The organism is Paenibacillus sp. plas6, from assembly GCF_057221655.1.
This window is the reverse complement of sequence record NZ_CM170151.1, coordinates 3,248,301-3,263,108: the sequence shown is the minus strand read 5'-3', so window position 1 is coordinate 3,263,108 and position 14,808 is coordinate 3,248,301. Positions and strand designations below refer to the sequence as shown.

Sequence of the window (14,808 nt, the reverse complement as noted above, 5' to 3'; positions counted from 1 at the left end):
GCTATCCATAGTTTGGACATTAATTGTAAAAATATGAGTTTTTTCAACAGTTAAATAAAAATAATGCGAAATTTATAGCTGTCTCCTTTGTTGTGCTATACTAAAAATCAGAAGAATAAAGGAGTAAACCAACGATGAATCAGTCAATTGCCGCTTGGGCCCAAAATATGTTGATCTTAGATGAAAGTGATTTGCTGCAAAGCGTTGATCCGATGCTTTCTTTTGCCAAAGATGAATTGTTATTAAAACAAGCAGCACAACATCACTTAAAAATATGTAGAATATGGCGCCATCCTAACGGATTTGTATTAGGTCAACAGGATGCTCGTTTGCCCTTTGCTAAGCAAGCGATGGAATGGCTGCAAAGCAACCAATACTTACCGATTGTTCGTAATTCAGGGGGAGCTGCTGTTCCGCTAGATGATGGAGTAGTCAACATCTCGCTTATTTTCCCTTCTCATCCCAATAACAAAACCAATTTAAAAGAAGATTTTGAAAAAATGTATCAGCTTATCTCTATTGCTCTTGCTGAAAATGGATCTGCTGTGCAGAAAGGAGAAATTCGTGGGGCATACTGTCCAGGTGATTATGATCTGAGCATTAATGATCGTAAATTTTGCGGAATTGCCCAGCGTAGATTACTAAATGCTTACTGTGTGCAAGCCTTCGTTGTTGCTTCAGGCATCGGCAAACATAGAACAAGCTTAGTTCGGCGCTTTTATGAAATTGCGGCAAATGGTGACGCTGCGCTTAAGTATCCAAACGTAACTGATGAAAGCACTGCTAGCCTAGAGGAGCTAACTTCACTAAAAGAGCCAGTTCATACAAGCTTTACGAACTTGATTAAGCAAGTGCTGCTAGAGCATAATGGAACGATTTTAGAGCAAAATTTATCTCTCTCTTCTCACCCGCTTATGCTGCCTAACGCAGATGAACTTGCTCAAATGGCAAAGAAGCTAAACGAACGCTATAATTTGACATGTTAAAAATACTAGTTCAAAAATTGTAAATATTATTGTTTCTATTGGTAATGATGGTATATAATAGATTTGTTGAGAGATACAATATAAAGGCAATGTTACCGCCACCCTCGTTTATGTCAGTTTACATAAACGTTTTAAGAAAAGGTACAACCTCGGATTTAATAAATTAGAGGTTGTACCTTTTTTTGTATGAATCTCTTAAATTTATTGTAGGAGTGATGTTCAATGTTACTTGAAGCTGTTTATCACAGACCTAAGCAAAACTGGTCGTATGCCTACGACAAACAGACAATTCATTTGCGACTTAGAACAAAAAGAGACGATTGCTCACTGGTTGAAGCAATTGTCGGAGATAAGTACGCATGGGAAAAAACTGTGCAAACTATCCCAATGAAAATTTTTGCGCAAGACGCACTATATGATTATTGGGAGATTAATGTTGTCCCGCCTTTTCGCAGACTTCGCTACGCATTTGTACTAACAGACGCGGTTACAGGTGAAAAAATTACCTTTACAGAGGGCGGCTTTGCATCGCAAACACCGGAAAATCCTCACAAAGACTTTTTTGATTTTCCATTTATTAACCCGATAGACGTATTTAATCCGCCAACATGGGTAAAGGATGCTGTCTTTTATCAAATCTTTCCTGAACGATTTGCTAATGGCGATCCATCAATTAGCCCCGAAAATGTCGAGCCTTGGGGCGGCAAACCAACACCGAAAAACTTCTTCGGCGGCGATCTTCAAGGCGTAATTGATCATCTTGATCATCTTGCTGAGCTTGGCATTAATGCAATTTATTTTACGCCTATTTTTGAAGCAACAACCAATCATAAGTACGATACGCAAGATTATTTAAAGGTGGATCCTCACTTTGGAACTAATGAGAAGCTTAAAGAACTTGTTGAGGCTTGCCATAAACGCGGTATTCGTGTCCTGCTTGATGCAGTATTCAACCATTCAGGACGCACCTTCGCACCATTTGTCGATGCGCAAAAGAATGGAAAAAATTCAAAATATGCGGACTGGTTCCATGTACGCGAGTGGCCATTGCAAATCGTGGACGGCATCCCTACTTATGATACATTTGCGTTCGAGCCATTGATGCCTAAGCTAAACACTGAAAATCCAGAGGTTAAGCAATATTTATTAAATGTCGCTCGCTACTGGATTGAAGAAATCGGAATTGATGGCTGGAGACTTGATGTAGCAAATGAAGTGGATCATCAATTTTGGCGTGAATTTAGAAAAGTAGTCAAAAGCGTAAATCCAGATGCATATATTCTAGGTGAAATTTGGCATGATTCGATGATGTGGCTGCAAGGTGATCAATTTGATGCAGTAATGAACTATCCATTTACTAATGCAGTGCTGGACTTTTTCGCACATGAAACGATAAATGCCCAAAACTTTGCTAATGCGATCGGTAGACAGCTTGCCTCATATCCGCAACAGGTGACGGAAGTATCCTTCAATCTATTAGATAGTCATGACACGCCACGACTGCTTACCGTTTGTGGCGATAATGAGGAGAAAATGAAGTTAGCTGCTCTATTCCAGCTTACTTTCCCAGGCACACCTTGTATTTATTATGGCGATGAAGTAGGCATTAACGGTGAAGGAGATCCTGATTGCCGAAAATGTATGGTATGGGAGCCTGAGCAACAAAATCAAGAGCTTTTACAATTTTATAAAAATACGATCGGATTACGTCATTCCTATAAAGCACTGCGCAGCAGTCAAATTTCCTTTATTCATATCGGTCAAGATAAGGAGGACGGCAGCTTAGTCTATGAACGACGCGAAGAAAACGAGCGTATCATTATTGCGCTAAATGCACGTCAAAGTAATTCTCAGCTTGAGCTAGATATTGAATCAGCGTCTAACTGGAAAGTGCTAACTGCAAACGGCGGTGCTGAGATTATTACTAAGTCATCAGCAGCAACTAATAAGCTTTCACTATCCCTGCCTGCTTACAGCTTTATTGTGCTTCTTGAAAAATAAAGATGAAAAGTAAAAAATGCCACTTCATTACGAATTCGTAATGCAAGTGGCTATTTTATTCAAACGTTTGCAATCCCTGCTAGACAAAATTGTAAGTTTATGGCATAATAACTTAAACGATTAAGTAACGATATGTGCAAAAGGAGCTGTTGCTTTGAAAAAAGTTACTTTAAAAGAAATAGCAAAACAAACGGGCGTTTCCACAGCTACAGTCAGTTATGTATTAAACAATGTTGCCAATCAAACAATTGCTGAGGAAACACGTACCCGTATCTTAGAAACTGCCAAAGCACTTGGTTATGTCCCTAACTTAGCTGCACGCTCTCTAGTAAAACAGCAATCTGGTTTAGTCGGCTTGCTCATTAATATGCCTGAAAAGACTACAAGTTGGGGACTGCTTCGCTACAACGAACTTATTCATGATATCGAACTGGAATTTAATAAACATGGCTATCATTTAATTATTCATCGTCTTAATGCTAATTCACCAAAGCTAGATATTGTTGCTGAACGTAAGCTCGATGGAGTAATTGTAGTTGATGCGAAAAGTGAGCATTTTCATCATATATCTGGACATTTTCCTTACGGTGTTCCACTGCTGATTATAGACAGCATGATCGATGATCCTTTGTTCAAGCAAATCATTTTTGATTATGAGGATGCTTTTACTCGAATCAGTTCATTAATTAAGCAACCTGACAAATACTATGCTGTGCTGGACAATTATAATAATCAACAATTAATGCAATACATTGTGAAGCTTTTGCCATTGCCGCAGGAGCAAATTTATATTATGACTAGTGAACAAGAGCTTAAGCAATTTCTGTCTAAGCAGAACGATAAAAAAGGAATTATTATAAATGAAGCTATCGCGCTAATCGCTGCCAAATATACTCCTAGTGAACAATTAACTGTCATTTGTACAGTAGGAATGTCGCAACTGTTGCCACCTAGTTCCGCAGCTATTACCTTTAGCCAATCAAAGGGAACTATTGCAGCAGCTCAATTAATAAATCTATTACAAAAATCAGCACCCAATCAAGGTCATAATAGTAAAACTTATAAAATAAAGGCAGAATAAATCTGCTTTTATTTAGCAAAACTTAAACGTTTAAGTTTAATTTTTTACTAGAAACGGAGGATGTGCGTATGACTGATTCTCGTTATTTCCAATCTGAGGAAGCTGCTGCAATTGAAGCACCTAGCTTAGCAGAAGTTAACCTTAAAGTCGAAAAACATTTTCATGATGAGAAAAATTCAATTTGGCGTAATCGCGCTTATCTTTTTGTATTTACTAGCTATAGTTTATCCTTACTAGGCAACACTTTTCATAGCATCGCTTTAAACCTATGGATTCTCCAAACATCGGGCAGCGCAAAGCTAATGTCCGCTGTTTTAATTATTCACCTTGTTATTGCTATGTTATTCAGCTCATTTGCAGGTACGCTAGCAGATCGGGTAAATCGTCGCATGTTAATGTGGTCAATTGACTTTATCCGGTTTATCCTTGTAGCTTTCATCGCCTTATTAATTTATTTAGAAACGACATCCTACTTCTCAATTATTACTTTAACTGCCTTGGTAGCTTTAACTGGCTGCTTTCGAACACCAGCTTTCCAAGCTTCGCTCGTTCAAATTGTCGGCAAGTCCCAAATTCATCATGCAATAGCAGCAATAAATATTTCTGATAATATAGTTCGTATTATTGGATTTTCTTTAGGGGGAGCAGCAGTCGCGTTGTTAGGAGGAGCAACGGCTATCGCAATTGATGCTGTAACATTTTTAATTTCCGCGCTGCTCGTTTTAATAGCGGGAAAATTTCGTTACGAAACCATTAGGCAAGATCAGCGTCGGAAGGTTTCCTTTCTCCAAGATATGAAGACAGGTTTTATCTTTATCTTGCAACATCCAATTGCTAAAGCTTCACTGTTCATTTTACCGCTTGTTATCATTTTTTTCCTTTCAAACTTTATGTTAGTCCAAGTTATGGCAGTAAAGGAATGGAAAGCAAGCCCGATTTTTTTCGGATTTATTGAAATGTGCATCCCGCTTGGTTATGTGCTCGGTTCACTTCTCATAATAAAAGCAAATGAGCGTATGAAAAACAAAGCTTGGCTTATTACGCTCAGTATCATTTTAATGGGAGCATGTTTTGTACTTATCGCCCTATTAAATAACGTCTATCTCGCCTTGCCTTTTATTTTGATTGTTGGCATTTTGTTTAGCTTTAGCACGACGATTATTTATATTTTGCTGCGAACTACGATTAGAGATGAGCTTCAGGGCAGAGTGACTGGCTTGCTTAACTCTGCAACGAGTGTCGCTCCGCCGCTAGGTTTGGCGTTATTTTCGATGTTAGCAGATGAATTAGGTGCGTCTATTGTAATGCTATTCAGTGGCAGTTTTCTTCTTATCAGCGGACTATTGCTGGCCAAAGTCATTATGCGCTTATATTCCCAAACTTAAAAAGCTGCCAGGAAGGTCAGTTACAATTGACCTTCTTGGCAGCTTAGCCACTCTGTCTTACGTTACTTTGGGAACATACTTCTTGCTCAATCTTCTAACGAATAATGACTGAGCTGTAAGGTGGAATCGTTAGTTCATTGCCTGATAGCTTTGCTGCTTCGTCGCTCGCAAATATCATTTGCTCAAAGCTACCATATTCATTCGATGCAGTAAGTGTCGCTTGTTGCTTTTCGCCAGATAAGTTATGCAAAACGAGTAAACGTTCATCCTCTGTTACCCGCAAATAGGCACTTAGTTTATTATTCTTAATTTCTAACTTATACTCCTCGATTGCCCCGTTTTGCAGTGCTGGCTCACTGTTTCGCAAAGCGATAAGCTTACGATAATGATGGTATAAAGAGCTCTCATCAGCAAGCTGAGCTTCTACCGAAGTTTCCCCTGCGTCACTATTATATCGTGAAGCGATCCAAGTCGTTTGTCCTTCTCCTCCAGCAGGATTAGAATACCAAAGCATCGGCTCACGAATATACTCGTCAGGCTTAGCTCCTTGCATACCAATTTCCTCACCGTAGTAAATAAAAGGGGTGCCTGGCAACGTTAGCAGCAATGAAGCCGCCATCTTCGCATGATTCATATTGCCGCCCAATACAGTCATTACACGATTTTGATCATGATTGCTTAAAAACGGCGCATCAACAAATTGATTATTAGACGATTGCGCATAAAAAGAATGAGCACGACCTAAGGAAAAGGCTAAATCTGGATCACGTTCGTCTGAAACTCCATTTAACAATCGCTCAGCAAGATCAAAATTAAAAGCAGAGTCAAGTGCTTGATCAAAATATGGTCCGATAACAGACATCGAATCCCATACTTCGCCAATCAGGAACGCATCAGGATTGACTTCATCCATCCCTTTTCTAAATTCTTGCCACCATGTTTTGTTAGCGGCTTGAATTTCCGGAGTGCTAATTGTCGATTTAAAGTCACCATAAATATGCTTAGCGGCATCTAAGCGAAAGCCATCTAAGCCTTGCTTGAGCCAAAATTGACCGATTTTAATTAGCTCCTCGCGAACCTTCGGCTCATCAAAATTAAAATCAGGCATACCACTCCAAAACACACCTAAATATTTGCTGTTTCCGTACGGATGCCAAGGACTGCCATTGCTTGCTGCACTGTCACTGTTTGTTTGCTCATCTTTAGAAACGATATGATACCAATTGCGATATGGACTATCTGGATTAGTAATAGCATCCTTAAACCAAGGATGCTCGCTGCTGGAGTGATTCACCACTAAGTCCATAATTACTTTAATATCTCGTTTATGCGCTTCATCAATCAATTTCTTTAAATCGTCAATCGTTCCATAATCAGAATTAATATCGTAATAATCCGTTGTATCGTAGCCATGATAGCTTGGCGAAGAATTGATCGGCATTAGCCATATTCCACCGATTCCTAGATTCTGCAAATAATCTAGCTTCGCAGTAACCCCGTTCAAATCACCAATTCCATCCCCATCACTATCATAAAAAGCTCGCACAAAAATTTCGTAAAATACTGTTCCTGGCTGCTCAATTACCTCGTAACTTGCATGCTTCTGCTCATCTCCGCTTTGCTCCTTATCAACTTGCTGCGACTCTGCTGTTTGCTGAACAGTTGAGTTTTGAGATTGGGCAGAATTTCCTGTGCAAGCTGTAACAGTAAGCATAAGCAGCAGTAGAAAAATAACATAAGAGATTTTACGATTGCCTCTCAGACTTATCATCCTTTCATTGCTCCAGATGTAAGTCCTTGTACTAGGAAGCGTTGCAAGAATAAGAATAGGATTGTAATCGGTATTGCAATGATCACGCAACCAGCAGCAAACAGCGTGAAATTACTGTTTTGCTGCGAATTAATCAGCTCAAACATACCGACTGCAACTGTATAATTTTCCTTTGTTCGCAATACTAGACGAGCGAAAATAAAATCTCCCCATACTCCTGTAAACGAAGTAAGTGCAACATACGTTAAAATTGGCTTCGACAATGGAAGCATAATTTTCATAAATACTTGAAGATGACTTGCTCCATCAATTCGTGCCGATTCGTCTAAGCTGCGAGGTATCGTATCGAAGTAGCCTTTGACGATAAATCCGCCAAGCGCAGCTCCTGCAGAATAGACGAGTACCATCGCAAAATGCGTGTCAAGCAAGTTAAGCTGAAGCAAAATAATATAAATCGCGATCATACTCATAAAGCTTGGGAACATTCCCAAAATTAGCATTATGGTCAACATCGTTTTACGACCGCGGAAGCGGAAACGAGATAATGCATACATACTAAGTGTCATTAAAAATACAGAAAAAATCATCGTAAAGAACGCAATTTTTAATGTATTCAAATACCAAACACCAAAAGTATATTGTGTTCCGGTAAATAGCTTCACATAGTGATCAAGTGTCCAAGTTTCTGGTAAAAATGTATCGCTATATAAGGAGGTGCCGGGACGAAAAGAAGACACGACGACCCATACAGCCGGATATAATGCACATACTGCCAAAACGATTAGCAATAAATAACTTAAAGATAAGCGAATAACACTGTTTCTTTTCCTCATGACAGCATATCCTCCTCTTTAAACGATTTCGTTCTACGGAAGCTATAAATAGAAAGAGAAGCGATAATGATAAAGATTAAAATACCAATTGCCGAAGACATATTGTATTTACTATTTGTTAGCGTCAAATTAAACAACCAAGTTACTAGCAAGTCTGTTGAACCTGCAAACTGATATTCTCCTTTTGGAGGTCCACCGCCAGTCATTAAGTAAATGACGTTAAAGTTATTAATATTTCCTGCAAATTGTGTAATTAGAATTGGAGCTGTCGCAAATAGCAGATACGGCAGCGTAATAATTTTAAATTTTTGAAAACCAGTTGCGCCATCTACTTCAGCAGCTTCATATAAATCTCGTGGTATTGCAGTTAAAACTCCCATCGCTAACAGCATGCTGACTGGAATTCCAATCCACATATTAACAACGATTAGCGTAACCTTTGCCCAAAACGGATCGGTTAACCATGGTAGTCCATCAAGCCCAAAATATGCAAAGTATTGGTTAATCGGACCAAATTTAGCGTTAAAGATGTTACGCATAACTAGCAAAGAAATAAGCTGCGGAATCGCATACGGAATAATAAAGAGCGTCCGCCACAACTTCTTGAATCGAATCCCTTTTGATTCAACGAGCAAAGCAACAAGAATACCGCCAAAGTAACAAGTAACTGTTGCAGTAATTGCCCAAATAATTGTCCAAAATAATAGACCAAAAAAGGTTTTGCTCCAAGCTTTCATTTGAAGCAGATCTTTAAATGTTTGGAAACCTACCCAATCGACGAGATTGGCTGGTGGTATATTATTAGGCGCTGAATAGTTTGTAAACGCCAGCATAATCGAGAATAATATCGGCATAATTGTAAAGAACAACACACCGAGAATAGGTAAAAACAACATAAAATAAGGAAAATGCTTAACTGTTGCATTGTTCCAAGATTTCGCAAAATTTGGTACATCCTTGCCTTCATCTCGTTTTTTGCCGTTTTGATATGCATCATATACATTAAACACAAAAATCAATAGAAAGATTAAAAAAACTAGTATTGTAATAATACCTTCAAGCATTAAGAAGATCGAATGATCGCCTTCAACCATTTGGGTTGTTTTACCAACTTTAACCCATCCTTGCTTTTTTTCACCTAATGTAACTAATCCCCAAATAGCATGACCTAAGCGCGGAATAAGATAAAAAAGTCCCAATCCATGTACACAAAGAAAAATAATCCCTTTTAGCCATTGCCGATTATACAATTGACCAAGACCTTGCAGCGCTACCGATAACAAGGCTGCTATAGTGCGATGTCGCTTCATTTTCCTTCGGCTCCTCTCTACATTGCACAGAATGAAAGGTTTCCCCACTAAGGTGAGGAAACCGTATATTTCATTCCTGCATAGATTTAGTTAGCAGCACCAATACTGTCCTTAATTTGATTTACAGCATTATCAAGCGCAGTTTTTGGATCTTTTCCGTCATTCCAAATTTCAGTGAATGCAGAAGTGATTGGGTTCCATACGCTATCCATTTGTGGAATAGATGGCATTGGAGTAGAATTTTCAAATTGTGCTAAGAAACCTTTAATCACTTCGTCATTCGCAACTCTATCCTCTTTTGATGCTTCAATGTTAGAAGGAATTAAATTGTTCATATCATAGTTTTTCAATTGTGCTTCTTTAGTAGACAAGAAGCGAGCAAACAATTGAGCTGCTTGCGGATATTTAGAATAAGCGTTGATATAGTAAGCTTGAACACCAGAGAATGAAGTCATCGGTTGACCATCAACTTTAGGAAGCGGTGCAACACCAATGTTCATACCTGCTTCTTTAAGCGCTGCAATAGCCCAAGGACCGTTAATATCGATCGCTAGCTTGCCTTGCTCGAATAGACCTTTCTTAATATCAAAATCAATATCGCCAGTGTTAATTGGAAGCAGTTTTTCTTTGATCTCTTTAAGTAATGTTGCACCTTTTACAGCGCCTTCATTATTTAGACCGATATCATTAGGGTTAGTGTTATCGTCTCCAAACATATAGCCGCCTTGAGATGCTAGGAAAGCAAAGTTGTAATAGAATTGTTGAAGCTCCCATGCAAAAGCAAATTTGTTTTTAGAAGGATCTGCGAATGTTTCTGCAAAAGTAAAAATATCTTCCATTGTTTGCGGTGCTTCTGCAATAAGATCTTTATTATAGACTAGTGCATAAGTTTCTACGGAACGAGGGAAGCCATACAAGATTCCATCGTAAGAAACCGCTTTAACCGTTTTTTCAGCATTTTCATTAACTACTTCTTCTTCAAAGGCTGTGTTTGGTAATAGTAGTCCAGCTTCAGCTGCTCTACCTACATGGTCATGCGGGAATAGCAAAACGTCTGCTGCAAGTCCTGCAGGACCATCAGTCATTAGCTTACTAACTTGGTCTGTGTTACCAACTTCTTCAAATTTAACACTTACACCATATTGCTGTTCAAATTCTTTAGCCATTTCCTCGATAAAACTAGCTTGGTTGTTGGAATCCCAGATTACTAGGCTTGCGCCTGGTTCTGGTACTAGCTCATCCTCTACTGCTTCTTCTGCTGAGCCACTGTTGTTTGTTGATTCTTGAGAACTGTTGCTGCTGTTATTTGTAGGTGCGACGTTGCCTCCTCCGTTGCTATTGCTGCTACAAGCAGCAACAAAAACTAGAGACATGACCATCGTTAACATGAGCAATTTTTTCATTCTTAAGAAATCCCCTTTCGATATATGATTTCAAAATGATAAATAGTCTGCTTACTTAATCCTTAAATATCTATGCAGTAACTTATAGCAACCTAGCGCAAACGTTTGTTCACCAGCTATAAAAAAGCTGTAGTTTACGCAAGCCCCCTTTTATTTTTAGCAATTTGAAGTAAAAGGACTAACATGTAAGCGTTCTATTTGTGATTTAATCATACAACACAATTTGCAGATTGTTAAAACGTTTGCATTGGTCAATTTGGCGGTTTTTTCCCATTTACCCTTTAATTTTCTCTCTTTTTCTTCAATTTTGATAGTTTTTCTCTATTTGTTAAACGTTTACATTTCAGCTATAGTAATTTTTTAGTACGCTATGTACAAATTATTTACAGTTTGAACAATCGATTGCACTTAAAGGGGAAGTCCTTATGGTAACGATCAAAGATATTGCGAAGGCTGCTGGTGTATCGCCTTCAACAGTCTCACGAGTCATCTCGAATCATTCACGAATAAGCGCTTCAACTAGTGAAAAAGTAAAGCGGATCATGCATGAAATGGGCTATCATCCAAATATGATGGCGAAAAGCCTAGTCTCAAAAACTACGAAAACATTAGCTATTCTGTTACCGCGTCCGGCTGAGGAGCTGTTTCAAGATTTCTTTTTCGGAGAGTTGCTGCGTGGAATATTAACTCAAGCTGCCCCAGCTGGTTATGATATGCTTTTAACAGCAGCTACTTCCCCTTTAAATGAACAGGAAACAGTATCACGGCTCGTATTGGGCAGACGTGTAGATGGTGTAATACTGCTTTCAGCAAAAGTTGATGATCCATTAATTACAATGTTAAATGAGCAAAACTTTCCTACGGTGCTTATTGGCAGCGCGAACAACTCAGCATCCCTGCTTTCAGTAGACAATGACAATGAGCAGGCTGCTTATGATGCTACACGTCATCTCATAATGCAAGGTCACGAGCGAATCGGCTTTGTAAGTGGACCACCAAATATGACCGTTGCTTTGGACCGCAAGGCTGGTTATCAACGGGCAATGCTTGAGGCTGGCTTGGATATTCAAGAAGATTGGATTGTCGAAAGTGAATATTTGCAAAATGGCGGCTATCGAGCAATGAATTTTTTTATGAGCTTGCCTCAGCGCCCAAGTGCACTAGTAGTAATTGATGACACAGTTGCCTTTGGCGTATTACATGGATTAACTGAGCTTGGCTTTAAAGTGCCGCAAGATATGGCGATTGTAAGCTTTAACAATATTGCATTATCTGAGCTTGCTTCACCGCCGATTAGCTCAATAGATATTGGCACCTATCAGCTTGGCTATACTGCATCACAAATGCTAATAAAGCTTATTCAACACCCAGAATCGATTCACCAACATAGAATTATTATTCCACACCGACTGGTTGTACGGGAATCTTCACTGTATACAATACGTTAGCAGCTAATATTTTTTACGCTCACTTTCTTTTTACCTGCAGCATTAACTATAACTGAAATAAATGTTTATGCTGCTCGAAAAAAGAATAAAAGAAACGGATATTTTCTAGCTCATACCAGTTTGCAACACGCAGCGGTCGAGCATCAAGATTATAAATTTTCGCATGCAGTGTACCTAGTAAAAATGGAGAGTGCGTAGCGATAATAAATTGACAAGCAAAATATTTAGCCAATTCATTGATATTTTCTGCAAGTTTAATTTGATTAGCCGATGAAAGAGAGGTTTCAGGTTCATCTAGTAAATAGAGTTGATTGGGCTGTAGATGCTCCTCAAAAAACTGCATAGATGTCTCACCATTTGAATATTTTTCTTGGGCAAATGATATAGTTTCCATTTGCCTTTTTAGCTTATTCGAGTTCAAATATTGCTCTATCAACGCTTGAGAAGAAGAAGTTCGCGCTTGCTCATACAGCAAGCTTTCACGCAACACATGCTCCTGTTGAATTTTTTTAATTTCATAGAGAATATCCTCTGACTTTAAGTATTTGCTATTTTCAGGCAAGGCGTGCAGCTTACGCTCTCCTTCATCTTCACCAAGCTCATAGCTGCAATGATGGATAAAATTTTTAGCATACATGCTTTCACCGAAGCTTGTCATACGTTCGCTTCCTTTAATTTGCAATTTATTTGCAATTATATTAAGTAAACTGGACTTGCCAGATCCGTTACTGCCATAACATACTGTAATTCGATCCATGACAAGTAGCTCTCCAGCCATATGTCTAAATACATGATCTGGATAGGCATTTGGATTTCTATCTATGATTGAAGACAGCTTAAAGCTTTTCAAATAAATCATATTCTTTACCTCCTATAACAGATAACTAAAGAAGCTGCGGACCGTGAAAGAAGAATCACAATTCGCAGCTTCCTCTATTTTAATTACCAAGGGGAGGGTAATCTTACATTATCATATCCTATCCCAGTAAATTTTTCAGTAAACATTTGGTAAATTTTCGAACAAAATGTGTATATCTTATAAAATCTATGATTTTTATTCTATAATAACAAAACTATATTATTTATACTTTTAAGTTGTGAATGATTAAAAGTATTAAATAATAATATTAGCTTGGAACATAAATCATACTCCGATATACTTCATCCCTGCTATGTTCAACAAAACCTAGCCGTTCGTATAAACGCCCTGCAGGATTAGTTAGCAATACAGAAAGAGCAAGCTGCTTTGCTTGCTGTCTTGCTTCTGTCTGCAATTGCGTAATTAGTTTACTGCCAATCCCTTGATTTTGCATTGCTGGTAAAATCGATATATCAACAATCCGCCAATTATGCTCCTGTCGATCAACAATGAATCTGCCAACTCTTTGCTCATTATGCCAAATCACATCATAGTTCCGATAACTTATCGGTCTATCATATTGCTGCCTTTGAAAATGATATTGCATTTGCAGAAAAAATTGCTTTTCTCCCTCTGGCATCGGCCAAGCGCTTATTTCTGCTGCACGAATTTCATAATAAAGCTGTTGTAAAAATGGCTCATCTTGCTCAGTTTTAGGCAGTAAAATAATAAGGATCCCTCCTACTCGCAATCCCAGTACGTCGACCATATATTTTCATTATTTTTAAATTTATACAAGTTTTTATAACATTAATACACTTTCCCTGTCAACGAGATCCAGATTATTCTACATATTATTTCCTCGGAAATGAACTGACTAAGAACGCCACCAGTCATCAAACATTGAAACAGGCATTCGACGCTTATGTTCCGTAGCCTTATAACGTTTTATAAGCGCAGCCTCATCTTCACTAGACACAGGCTTGCCAGTTAAAAAGCTATCAATTACTTCATAGCTTAATCCTAGTTCCGTTTCATCCAATTGCTGCGGCTTTTTATCTAATAAATCTGCAGTCGGCGGTTTTTCGCTAAGCAGCTTGCCTGCTCCTAATTCGTCTAATAACCTGCGAACCTGCGATTTAACTAAACCACTCAATGGTAAAATATCTGCAGCGCCATCGCCAAACTTTGTGAAAAAGCCTGTAATTGATTCAGCCGCATGATCAGTCCCGATAACAAGCAAACTTTGTTCTCCGGCAATCGCATATTGCATCAGCATTCTAACTCTGGCCTTCATATTGCCTTTATGAAAGTCAGATAGCGGCTTACCTGTAACCTGCTCATAAAGTGCAGCTAAAGCATCTACTCCAGCAGCAATATTAAAGGTAAATGTTTTACTAGGTGCGATAAATTGCAACGCCTTTTGCGCATCTTGCTCATCTAGCTGCTCTTTATAAGGCAAGCGAAGTGCAACAAATTGCTTTTGCTGCCCTTGTTCATTCATTCTATCGACCGCCATTTGTGCTAGTTTACCTGCTAATGTTGAGTCAGCTCCTCCGCTAATTCCAAGCACAAAGCCATTTGTTTTAGTATTCATGCTATATTCCATTAAAAAATTAACTCGTCTTTCAATCTCCGTCTTTGCATCAATCGTTGGCTTTACTTTAAGCTCTGTAATAATTTTATTTCTCATTATTTTCCACCTTCCACATATTTTGCTTTTAACATACT

At 38.5% G+C, this 14,808-nt stretch carries 12 protein-coding genes; 5 read left to right on the top strand and 7 right to left on the bottom strand.

The annotated features are described in order from the left end of the window. Positions 1-134 precede the first annotated feature (134 nt). The 4 genes from AC2TDL_RS14435 (at position 135) to AC2TDL_RS14420 (ending at position 5,453) form a co-directional block, all read left to right on the top strand. Positions 135-986, top strand: a complete 852-nt coding sequence (locus AC2TDL_RS14435; RefSeq protein ID WP_484696788.1) for a lipoate--protein ligase family protein — start codon at positions 135-137, stop codon at positions 984-986. A 222-nt stretch (positions 987-1,208) separates the two neighbouring features. Beyond that, positions 1,209-2,987, top strand: a complete 1,779-nt coding sequence (locus AC2TDL_RS14430; protein WP_484696787.1) for a glycoside hydrolase family 13 protein — start codon at positions 1,209-1,211, stop codon at positions 2,985-2,987. A gap of 154 nt (positions 2,988-3,141) precedes the next feature. Further along, positions 3,142-4,068, top strand: a complete 927-nt coding sequence (locus tag AC2TDL_RS14425; protein WP_484696786.1) for a LacI family DNA-binding transcriptional regulator — start codon at positions 3,142-3,144, stop codon at positions 4,066-4,068. Positions 4,069-4,136: 68 nt separating this feature from the next. Next, the gene (locus AC2TDL_RS14420; RefSeq protein WP_484696785.1) at positions 4,137-5,453 is read left to right on the top strand and encodes an MFS transporter; all 1,317 of its coding nucleotides are present in this window, start codon (positions 4,137-4,139) and stop codon (positions 5,451-5,453) included. Positions 5,454-5,547: 94 nt separating this feature from the next. On the opposite strand, the gene AC2TDL_RS14415 is transcribed toward AC2TDL_RS14420, so the two are convergent. The 4 genes from AC2TDL_RS14415 to AC2TDL_RS14400 form a co-directional block, all read right to left on the bottom strand. After that, positions 5,548-7,224, bottom strand: a complete 1,677-nt coding sequence (locus tag AC2TDL_RS14415; protein ID WP_484696784.1) for an alpha-amylase family glycosyl hydrolase — start codon at positions 7,222-7,224, stop codon at positions 5,548-5,550. Beyond that, entirely contained in the window at positions 7,221-8,057 is an 837-nt protein-coding gene (locus AC2TDL_RS14410) for a sugar ABC transporter permease (RefSeq protein ID WP_484696783.1), read from the bottom strand. The genes AC2TDL_RS14415 and AC2TDL_RS14410 overlap by 4 nt, the downstream gene beginning before the upstream one ends. Further along, positions 8,054-9,367: a carbohydrate ABC transporter permease gene (locus tag AC2TDL_RS14405; RefSeq protein WP_484696782.1), complete on the bottom strand. Its 1,314-nt coding sequence runs from the start codon at positions 9,365-9,367 to the stop codon at positions 8,054-8,056. The genes AC2TDL_RS14410 and AC2TDL_RS14405 overlap by 4 nt, the downstream gene beginning before the upstream one ends. Positions 9,368-9,453: 86 nt before the next feature. Continuing rightward, entirely contained in the window at positions 9,454-10,770 is a 1,317-nt protein-coding gene (locus tag AC2TDL_RS14400; protein WP_484696781.1) for a sugar ABC transporter substrate-binding protein, read from the bottom strand. A gap of 425 nt (positions 10,771-11,195) precedes the next feature. Here AC2TDL_RS14400 and AC2TDL_RS14395 point away from each other — a divergent pair, with 425 nt between their 5' ends. Then, a complete protein-coding gene (locus tag AC2TDL_RS14395) occupies positions 11,196-12,218 on the top strand; it encodes a LacI family DNA-binding transcriptional regulator (protein ID WP_484696780.1) in 1,023 nt (340 codons plus the stop codon). A 46-nt stretch (positions 12,219-12,264) separates the two neighbouring features. On the opposite strand, the gene AC2TDL_RS14390 is transcribed toward AC2TDL_RS14395, so the two are convergent. The 3 genes from AC2TDL_RS14390 to nadE all read right to left on the bottom strand — a co-directional run bounded on the left by AC2TDL_RS14390 (position 12,265) and on the right by nadE (position 14,770). After that, a complete protein-coding gene (locus AC2TDL_RS14390) occupies positions 12,265-13,077 on the bottom strand; it encodes an AAA family ATPase (protein WP_484696779.1) in 813 nt (270 codons plus the stop codon). 268 nt (positions 13,078-13,345) lie between these two features. Continuing rightward, positions 13,346-13,846 (bottom strand): GNAT family N-acetyltransferase, encoded by a 501-nt coding sequence (locus AC2TDL_RS14385; RefSeq protein WP_484696778.1) that lies wholly within the window; start codon positions 13,844-13,846, stop codon positions 13,346-13,348. Between the two features lie 108 nt (positions 13,847-13,954). Beyond that, positions 13,955-14,770: an ammonia-dependent NAD(+) synthetase gene (gene nadE, locus AC2TDL_RS14380; protein ID WP_484696777.1), complete on the bottom strand. Its 816-nt coding sequence runs from the start codon at positions 14,768-14,770 to the stop codon at positions 13,955-13,957. Positions 14,771-14,808: the final 38 nt, after the last annotated feature.